Origin of the sequence: Nostoc sp. DedQUE08, from assembly GCF_034530895.1 — a bacterium.
GTDB lineage: Bacteria > Cyanobacteriota > Cyanobacteriia > Cyanobacteriales > Nostocaceae > Nostoc.
The window spans coordinates 50,249-59,415 of the sequence record NZ_JAVRCD010000052.1 but is presented as its reverse complement, the minus strand read 5'-3'; the positions used below and the strand labels follow the sequence as shown (position 1 = coordinate 59,415).

At 41.3% G+C, this 9,167-nt stretch carries 9 protein-coding genes; 3 read left to right on the top strand and 6 right to left on the bottom strand.

Annotation, left to right across the window (positions count from 1 at the left end; translation table 11 throughout):
• Positions 1 to 70: 70 nt before the first annotated feature.
• The 3 genes from RMY64_RS27670 to RMY64_RS27660 all read right to left on the bottom strand — a co-directional run bounded on the left by RMY64_RS27670 (position 71) and on the right by RMY64_RS27660 (position 1,723).
• Positions 71 to 367 carry a hypothetical protein gene (locus tag RMY64_RS27670; protein WP_322701683.1) on the bottom strand — a complete coding sequence of 99 codons (297 nt, stop codon included), beginning with the start codon at positions 365 to 367 and terminating at the stop codon, positions 71 to 73.
• A 34-nt stretch (positions 368 to 401) separates the two neighbouring features.
• The gene (locus RMY64_RS27665; protein ID WP_322673383.1) at positions 402 to 998 is read right to left on the bottom strand and encodes a DUF3177 family protein; all 597 of its coding nucleotides are present in this window, start codon (positions 996 to 998) and stop codon (positions 402 to 404) included.
• A gap of 479 nt (positions 999 to 1,477) precedes the next feature.
• On the bottom strand, positions 1,478 to 1,723 hold the full coding sequence (locus RMY64_RS27660; RefSeq protein WP_322673382.1) for a Calvin cycle protein CP12: 246 nt from the start codon (positions 1,721 to 1,723) through the stop codon (positions 1,478 to 1,480).
• Between the two features lie 363 nt (positions 1,724 to 2,086).
• On the opposite strand from RMY64_RS27660, the gene RMY64_RS27655 reads away from it, so the two are divergent.
• Positions 2,087 to 3,319 carry an FIST signal transduction protein gene (locus RMY64_RS27655; RefSeq protein ID WP_322673381.1) on the top strand — a complete coding sequence of 411 codons (1,233 nt, stop codon included), beginning with the start codon at positions 2,087 to 2,089 and terminating at the stop codon, positions 3,317 to 3,319.
• A 231-nt stretch (positions 3,320 to 3,550) separates the two neighbouring features.
• On the opposite strand, the gene RMY64_RS27650 is transcribed toward RMY64_RS27655, so the two are convergent.
• Positions 3,551 to 4,678: a metallophosphoesterase family protein gene (locus RMY64_RS27650; RefSeq protein ID WP_322701682.1), complete on the bottom strand. Its 1,128-nt coding sequence runs from the start codon at positions 4,676 to 4,678 to the stop codon at positions 3,551 to 3,553.
• 397 nt (positions 4,679 to 5,075) lie between these two features.
• Between RMY64_RS27650 and RMY64_RS27645 the strand changes: the two genes are divergently transcribed.
• The gene (locus RMY64_RS27645; protein WP_322682303.1) at positions 5,076 to 5,948 is read left to right on the top strand and encodes an S-methyl-5'-thioadenosine phosphorylase; all 873 of its coding nucleotides are present in this window, start codon (positions 5,076 to 5,078) and stop codon (positions 5,946 to 5,948) included.
• A 682-nt stretch (positions 5,949 to 6,630) separates the two neighbouring features.
• Here RMY64_RS27645 and RMY64_RS27640 read toward each other — a convergent pair.
• Together RMY64_RS27640 and RMY64_RS27635 are read right to left on the bottom strand one after the other, a co-directional pair.
• A complete protein-coding gene (locus RMY64_RS27640) occupies positions 6,631 to 7,221 on the bottom strand; it encodes a hypothetical protein (protein ID WP_322673378.1) in 591 nt (196 codons plus the stop codon).
• A gap of 99 nt (positions 7,222 to 7,320) precedes the next feature.
• Complete coding sequence (locus RMY64_RS27635; protein WP_322689126.1) at positions 7,321 to 7,887, bottom strand: DUF6658 family protein; 567 nt, start codon at positions 7,885 to 7,887, stop codon at positions 7,321 to 7,323.
• Positions 7,888 to 8,230: 343 nt separating this feature from the next.
• Between RMY64_RS27635 and RMY64_RS27630 the strand changes: the two genes are divergently transcribed.
• The gene (locus tag RMY64_RS27630; protein WP_322701681.1) at positions 8,231 to 9,151 is read left to right on the top strand and encodes a lysylphosphatidylglycerol synthase domain-containing protein; all 921 of its coding nucleotides are present in this window, start codon (positions 8,231 to 8,233) and stop codon (positions 9,149 to 9,151) included.
• The last annotated feature ends 16 nt before the right edge of the window (positions 9,152 to 9,167 follow it).

Sequence of the window (9,167 nt, the reverse complement as noted above, 5' to 3'; positions counted from 1 at the left end):
TAGAGAAATACCCGTGTTTCCATGATTCATCCCGCATTTATGCAACGCCGAATTACGAATTAGTAATTAGTCAAACATCTACTTCTGATAATAGAGCTTCCATCGCTTCCCAAGAAATTCCTTGTTGAATATAACGGGGTGCTTCAGGATTATAAGGACTGGCTACTCGGTCAATATTGAGGATGTTTGCCCCATCTGGTAGGACTGGTACATCTGCATCAAATGCTGTAGGGCGCATCAAAGAACTGGAAAAGCCTTTGAAAATAGCAATTGTATCTTGCTCATCGGCAATTTCCACCGTTACAATTAGGACTTCTTTGGTGCGTTTAGCAGTGTATTGTTCCAGTCGCTTACCAATGGAATTCATGTTTTTAAGAGTAGGTTAAGTGGCACAGCGATAGTTACTGTGGTGTGGCTGAACGTCCCTGCTTGCCCAGCTTAATCAAAACAAAATAGCTTAAATAAAGCACATAAATTACTAAACTAGTTATGCCAAGAAAACCTAAAAACTCAGCCTTGCTGTTAGCATGAAAATATTCTTTGAATAGTAACGGAGCCTCAAACCAGACACGACAATAGGGAGTCTTCAGCATATTGCCAGAAAAAGCACAACCCAAAAAAGGTATAAATGCTAATGCGCCCAAAAAGCAATAAACAGTTGTCGCCCAGCGCCAAGAAGTAAAAATCAATTTCAAAGAACCACTGGTTTGATACTCAATTTCATCGTTGATATCCACCCAGAACCACAGCGAAATCGGGATCAAAATCTGAGCTATTAACCCAGAGATAAAGCTAACTGGATACTGGGCAATCATTAAGTAAACCGTGATTGCCACTAAGCTTGATACTCGCCAGTATATAGCCAATAAGCGTTGTATGCCTTCTGCTTTTTGTACAAATGCCCAAATCAGCAGAATTAGCGGAATAATTACCAAGAATAATACTGCCAGTCGGTAATCAATCCAGACGAAAGGTCGAAACCAAATATCATAGTCCATATTTTTTCTCAAACAATAGATAAAAAGAAGTCAGGAGTATGAATAAATTAAGTGCGATTTTATACCACTACCTGAATGTAGACTGCTAAATAAGGCAGGGGTATTAAACCCTTTTATTCAGGAGTCAGTTGGACTCCAATTCATCCTGAATTCTTCTTGATAATAGTTTATTGAATCTCGTATGACTAGAAGTCACGAGTATTACAAAAAATTTATAGGGGCGTACATCTGTACGCCCCTAGTGCCAATTAATTGGTTGTTTAATTTATGAAAATCGCAACTTATCCCTTTGGAAGAAGCCTATTGATTCAAATAAGGAATTTATTTTTTGTTTCCACGACTAAAATCCGTAGCTCCAAATAAAACGCTTGCGAGTGGAGGACATTGGTGAGTTTCCACGTCCTCTACTCTGGGCGTCTTCTTTAGTCAATGCTGGTTGTTTGCTAACCAAGCAACATAAAATCCAGTTACCTCAATTTCTAGTCGTCGTAAACGCGGCATTCAATGGCATCTGGGTTGTCATCACAATACTGTTCTAGAGAATTTTTTGGCTTGCTTTGGCGCTTGTGGGAAGCTTCGGCTTGTAATTCTTCTACTGCATCCCAAGCAGCAGCACACTCTGGTGAGTTGCTACCGTTAATATCACAGACAGTACGCGCTTGTTCCACTTCTTGTTGGATTTGCTCTTGGATGTCGCTTTTTGCTGTTTCTTGGATGTTGGTCATTGCTTTAGTCTCGTTATGTGTTGTTAATACTAGTATAGAAAATGGCAGGTTTTCGCTTGATTAATAACCATTCTAACCATTTAGCCGATGGTAAGTTAGTTTTTTAGCCATTGATTTATAACCAATACAGCAAGCTACTCTATCTATAATGCATTTATCTTTATTTTTTAAGATTTTGTGGAATTAGTAGCATAGATAAATAATCATACAATATATTTAGATGCCTATATTAGGGAATGACAACTCTAGCTTCTTGGGATGGAGGAGACAAAGGGCTGGCATCAATTATTGTAAGATGCAATTCTTCCCAAAATAAAAAGTCAAAATCTACTAGCCTAAAATAGAGAAAGAAGCTCAAAATTCATGGCAGACCAAATGCAGTGGGCAAATGCCCTATCAACCCGTCATTCTCTGGAAGCCGCTGTTACAGATGTGGTGGAACGAGCTGTTTCATCGTTAACAGCACCTGCGGATTTAGGACTGGTATTCATTTCGTCTGCTTTTACGAGTGAGTATTCCCGACTGTTACCCTTGTTAGCTGAGAAACTTTCTGTGCCTGTGCTAATTGGCTGTAGTGGTGGTGGTGTAATTGGGACAACAGTTAACGGAGAAACCCAAGAATTAGAAGCTGAACCAGCTATTAGCTTGACTTTAGCACACCTTCCAGGGGTGAAGATTCAAGTTTTTCATGTTGTTGCTGAAGAATTACCTGATTTAGACAGTTCGCCAGATGCTTGGCTTGATTTGATCGGTGTACCACCATCACCGACACCGCAGTTCATCTTGTTGTCTAGTTCTTTCGCCTCTGGAATCAATGATTTGTTGCAGGGGCTGGATTTTGCTTATCCAGGATCGACGATCGTCGGGGGACAGGCTAGTGGTGGAGGTATGGGTGGTCGTGTTGCCCTTTTTTGTAACGATACTAACGGTGAGGAACAGCAAAACTTGTATCGTGAGGGCACTGTTGGTATAGCTTTGACTGGCAATATTGTTTTAGAAACGATTGTTGCCCAAGGATGCCGACCGATTGGTAAACCATTGCAAGTTACAAAAGCCGATCGCAATATCATTCTAGAGTTAGATGAGCAAGTGCCTCTAGTGGTGTTGCGAGATTTGATTGCTAGTCTCAGCGAACAAGAACGGATTTTAGCACAGCATTCTCTGTTTGTTGGTGTGGCAATGGATGAATTTAAGCTGGCTTTGCAGCAAGGAGACTTTTTAATACGTGGTATTCTTGGAGTCGATCCAAATGCAGGGGCGATCGCAATTGGCGATCGCGTTCGTCCTGGTCAAAGGCTGCAATTCCATCTACGCGATGCCCAAGCCTCTGCTGAAGACCTCGAATTACTCCTCCAAAGTTATCAACATCAACGAGAATCTGAACCCTCGGCTGTAGCTGCTTTGATGTTTTCTTGTCTGGGACGAGGTGAAGGACTCTATGGTAAACCTAACTTCGATTCTGAATTATTTCAGCGCTACCTTAACGATATTCCTATAGGTGGCTTTTTCTGTGGCGGTGAAATTGGCCCTGTTGGTGGCAGAACCTTTTTACACGCCTACACCTCAGCATTTGGAATTTGTCGCCAAAATCAGTAATGAGTTTGTCATTTGTCATTTGTCATTGGGCGTTGGTTATTAATTATTCCCTTCTGCCTTGCGTCAGCCCTAATAATTACGTGTTCAACCGGACTTGATATAACTCCTCACTCCTAATTCGGCAATTTGAGATTTTGGCCGCACCTTTGGTATGCTGACAGTGCAATGCCGGATTTTAGATTGCCTTTCTTTGTAAAAATCTAAAATCTAAAATCCAAAATTGAATGACTTCTAACTCTTATTCAGTACAAGTGTGCTGTTATTATCAATCATCGTCAAATTTTCAGCAGTGGCTATGCCTGGATGGGGTTGTAATGCACTATATGTTTGAATGTAGCGCCGCACTTCTGGGGGAAAATGAGGGTAATCTAACACCGCATCCCCATCGGCAATAGTTGCCCAGAAGTCGCGCAAACCAGGAGCTAATTCTTTTGCTTGTGATAATGGTAAGTTTAATGGAGAGTGAGTTAGTAGCTTAATTAGGAAAGGGAAAGAGCGATCGCCCATCCACTGCCTTGATAACTGTTGCAAGTTAGGGAACTCAGGCACTGACTCTACGCGATGGGATAAAATCTGCAACGATTCTTTACCTTGGTTATCCCGATGAAACTCTAACACTCGATAAGGGTGAGGATAGCTAACTAAAGAACCAGTGGTAATATCATATACCCCATCTGAGTAAGCAATGTCCTGAACGTGCAAATGCCCTGTAAATACTAACTTGACTCCGTAGCGCCTCAACAGCTGCAATAGTTCTGTTGAATTGGACAACATATAGCGATTTGCCAGTGGATGGTTCGATTGATTGGGCAGATGTTCCACTACATTATGATGCACCATCACCAAAACTAAGTCATCACCAGATGCCGCTAGCACCTCTTCTAACCACCGTAGCTGTTTGGCATCCAAACACCCCACTTGCTCTCCCCGGTCGTTAAAGGAGTTAGAATTTAGTCCAATCAGCTTAACTCCAGGCAATAACTGACGAATGTAGTAAATCTGCTGCGGATCTTCGTAGCCAAACTTTGTGTAGTAGTAGGGAAAATCTGCAAAAGCAATCGATTGCCGATCGGCCAACAGCACAGGAACGTCATGATTACCAGGAACAACATAAACGGGAAAAGGTAGCTGGGCTAAACATTGTTGTAACCAGGCGTGGTTTTCTGGTTCGCCGTGCTGGGTTAAATCTCCTGGCAACAACAAGAAATCTAAATCGAGTTGTGTTAAATGTTCTAGTACACTTTTAAATGCTGAGATACTTACTTCCACCAGATGAAATCGGCTGGGATGATCCCAGATTGTGTGAGGAAGTGCCAGGTGTAAGTCGCTGACTACCGCAAAGCGAAAATTGAGACTCATTGATTTATGAAAATGTTAAAAGCAGGGGTTAAAATAAGCCTTTTCCCAAAAGTATAACGCTTGCTTTGTTTCCCTGCGTAGAAGTGCGTATATTTAATATTTATATACATTAAATATTGATTACACACTATGGTGACGATTAACTTAAGGGCTAATGATAACCATTAATCTCCAAAAATTATCAGAAATTTGATTGCTCAAAATTATTAATTAACCCTCGAATAACTGGGTGATGATTTCTATCTGCACCTAAACAAACAATTAATGGGTAATAATTCAATAGTGTTAGCGGCACGAAATGCGATCGCATAGCTCATTGTAGACATCGCTTTGTTTTCTGCTACTCCCCTTTTCGATAAAATAACTGAGCAGATCGGTAAAGAACAGGTTCAGAATCATGGCTCAAGCTAGTATTGGGATTATAGGTGGTAGCGGTCTTTACAAAATGGATGCGCTCAAAGATATCGAAGAAGTGCGAGTCGAGACTCCTTTTGGTTCACCATCTGATGCTTTGATTCTAGGGACTTTGGATGGTACACGGGTAGCCTTTTTAGCGCGTCATGGCCGCAATCACACGCTTTTACCCTCTGAATTACCGTTTCGCGCTAATATCTATGCAATGAAGCAATTGGGTGTGAAATATTTAATTTCAGCTAGTGCTGTGGGTTCCTTGAAGTCAGAGGCGAAACCACTGGATATGGTGGTGCCAGATCAGTTTATCGACAGGACAAAAAATCGGATTTCAACGTTTTTTGGTGAGGGAATTGTAGCTCACATTGCCTTTGGCGATCCGATTTGTCAGAATTTGGCAACTGTGTTGGCAGATGCGATCGCATCTCTCAATTTACCAGAAGTTACTCTCCATCGCGGTGGCACTTATGTATGCATGGAAGGGCCAGCTTTTTCTACTAAGGCAGAATCGAATCTTTACCGCAGTTGGGGTGCAACAATCATTGGGATGACGAATTTACCAGAGGCGAAGTTGGCAAGGGAAGCGGAAATTGCTTATGCAACCTTAGCGCTGGTGACAGATTACGATTGTTGGCATCCAGACCATGACAATGTGACAGTGGAGATGGTGATTGGCAATTTGCTGCGGAATGCTGTGAATGCTCAAAAGGTGATTCAAGAAACTGTGCGGCGCTTGAGTGAAAATCCACCACCGAGTGAAGCGCATTCGGCGTTGCAATATGCAATTTTGACTCAATTGGATAAAGCACCACCAGCGACAAAGGAAAAGTTAGGGTTATTGTTGCAGAAGTATTTGTAGTATTGCTGATGAATGAGCGATGTTTATGACGGGCTACGCTTACGCAGTTTCTTAATACAGTTTTGCGTAAAAGCGTAGCGTTTTTAATGTAAGCCGACGCATTAACAATGCAAGCCGACGCATTAACAAGGCGGCCACCGCATTAACAATGCAAGCCAACGCATTAACAAGGCAGGGTATTGCCTTTCATTATATTCGCTAGGAATTAATGAAATGCTGTATTTAGATTAAAACAAGAGCGATCGCTACGAAGAGCTATTCGGTGAGGTAACATCATCATGAAATTATAGAGGCGATCGCTCATTACTAAAATCTAATTAAAAGACCTCTCCCTGGTTTTACTACGCAAAACCGTCCCTCTCCGACTCGGAGAGGGACAGACTTTAACTTTAGTTCAAGGCAGGGAGAGGTTCATCGAACTCACGCGATATTAAATCCTGCCCACATAAAACTAAAATAAAGCCTGCATATGCAGGCTTTATTTTAGTAACCCCAGACTTTAATCTGTGGGCGCTTTTATATTTTTACAAGAGATTCAATGACTAAGCTGTTACGCATTTAAGTTGTATATTAAAGGAGCGATCCTGGTCATTAGTTATTTGTTTTCAAATGACAGATGACCAATTGACTTAGGACAGTCTTAACGTCAAAATGTACAATTTAGAAGCGCATCAGCTTAATTTCAATCGACTGTGTTCTTAACTGCTTTGCCTGCATCTTCAGCTGTGCGCTTAACATTTTTACCAGCATCCTCAGCTCCACGCTGAACATTTGTCGTCACGTCTTCAGCAGCATTCTGGGTATTACCCTTGATATTTTCAATTCCTCGCTGAGTTCCCTTAACAAGACCTTTGCCAAGTTCTTCAGCTGAACCACCTATATCTTCACCCAGGTTCTTGACTCTTCCACCAAGAGATGTCCCTTGTTTGTAATTTTCGCCATATTGCTCTGGGCTGTCAATTCCCTTCCGATCGATATTCTTTTGAGCATTTTTTACTAGGGCCTTAGCTCTGTCATTAGCTGCCTTTTCATCTTGCGCTCTGGGATCTACATCACTAAAGTTATTTATTCCACCAGTAGGAGAATTCAGAGGATAATCTTTTGTGGCATCGTATCGTTCAATATTAGGTGCTTGAGCACCAGGTTGTGGTGGCTGTGTTGCTATTCCTGGAGCACCACAAGCCTGTGTCATAAATAGAAAGATTCCTGCTAAAAAAACAGTTGCAACTTTCAAGGGACGAATATTTTTCAGCCAATTCATTGCTTTTCTCATACTTCTAAGTCCTTGCATTTTTGTGACTAAGTTAAACTTCAACCAAGATGGCATTTGGAATTAATTTTACATCCAAAGCATTCAGAAAAAACAAGATTTTTATCTGTTTACTGCTGGATTGGGTTGTAATTCAGGTCTTGCTTTAGCTTCATCTGCCTTGTTATTCAAAAAGCCGGAAGCTTCTTCAACAGCTTCTTTTACAGTCTCAAGCCGATCTTTAACCCGCTCTCCTACATTTGATTCATTCTGAATCAAACCGCCGGGTTCAGGCTGGCGGAAGTCTTTATCTGTGATCAATGGCAGTTCTGCTTCTTTCTGGATTCGACCTGCTGGTGTCTCGCCACCAGGATAAAGGATCTCAGATTCTGTATTTGTAGCAATCAACAATTGCGAACTTGGTTGTAAGCTAGCTTGGTCACGTCCCTGATTGGCTTTTGGGTTTGCTATTTTCGGATCGGTAGACATTCTATAGTTGCTATACTTGTCTCCACCATTCTTATAAGGGTTGTTTGCTCCACCGGCTTGTACAGCAGGATTTTGTGGATTTGCACCTTGAGCATTTGCCCCACTACAAGCAGTGCTAACTATCAACAATAGTCCAGCTAAAAAGATAGTTAATATCTGGCGCAATCTTATTTGTTTCAAGAATACTCTCACTGCGTTCACTTAGTCCTCCTTACCAAAATATTAATAAACTAAGAATTTGCTGAATCATTGGATTGGTCAGCAAGTTATTGTGCTTGTTTTGGTTCAGCTCACTTTTGATAACCTGTATTCAGCATATGAATAATAAAATGCTCTTTACCTCTAGCGCAGGCTACATTTTAAGGAGTACAAAAATAATATTTTTATCTAACTCTAGAGAGATATAAAATAAAGTAATATACTTTTCGTAAAAAGAACTACCTCAAGCTGTTTGATACTTCAAAATATTTGGATATATAGCTGATACACCATAAAACTTAAGGTATTCAGCCCTTGTTGCTCTCAACGTTAAATGACTAAATTCATGAAGCAATTTTTACGCTGGATAATTTTGGGAGGAACGCTGTTTTTTTTAGGGAAAGCTCTGAAGGACAATTGGATTGAGGTAACTGCTATCCGCATTGATGATGTAGGATGGGCAATTATGGCGATCGCAACAGGGGTAACTTTACTAGCTCATACTTGGGCAGGCTGGATCTGGACTTGGATTCTGCAAGAGTTAAATCAACCTGTATCATCTCCCCAATTCATCCAAGTTTACCTAAAAACGAACATAGCTAAGTATTTACCAGGTAATATCTGGCATCACTACGGGCGAATTGTCGCCGCCAAAAATGCCAATATTCCTACAGGTGCAGCCACCTTAAGCGTTTTGCTAGAACCGCTACTCATGCTAGCGGCTGCTTTAATCATCATTGTCTTATGTAGTAGCCAATTTGCAGCAGCTAATACTACCCTTGTTATCCAAATACTACAATTTCTGAGTTTAGCTGTAGTCCTTAGTGCGATTCATCCGTGGTTTTTGAACCCCGTTATTCGTTTTTTGTATAAATTAAAAGCAAAAAAGTCTGCTGCTACAACTCAACCAACTGTTCCCTTCAGTCTTAAAAGCTACCCTTTGCGCCCTTTGTTAGGAGAAGTGGGCTTTATGGGACTACGCGCCACTGGGTTTATACTAACTATGTTCGCCTTGGGTTCGTTGAATGCGAATCAAATTCCTTTGTTATTCGGGGCTTTTAGTTGCGCTTGGTTGTTGGGGTTTGTTATACCTGGTGCGCCTGGTGGGTTAGGTGTGTTTGAAGCGACTGCGTATGAACTTTTACGACACCACTTTCCATCTGCTTTAGTATTTAGTGCGATCGCTCTATATCGCCTCATCAGTATTTTAGCTGAAACTGCGGGTGCTGCCTTAGCTTGGTTAGATGAACGCCTTGCGAAATCCTGAATCAGGCAAAACTCAT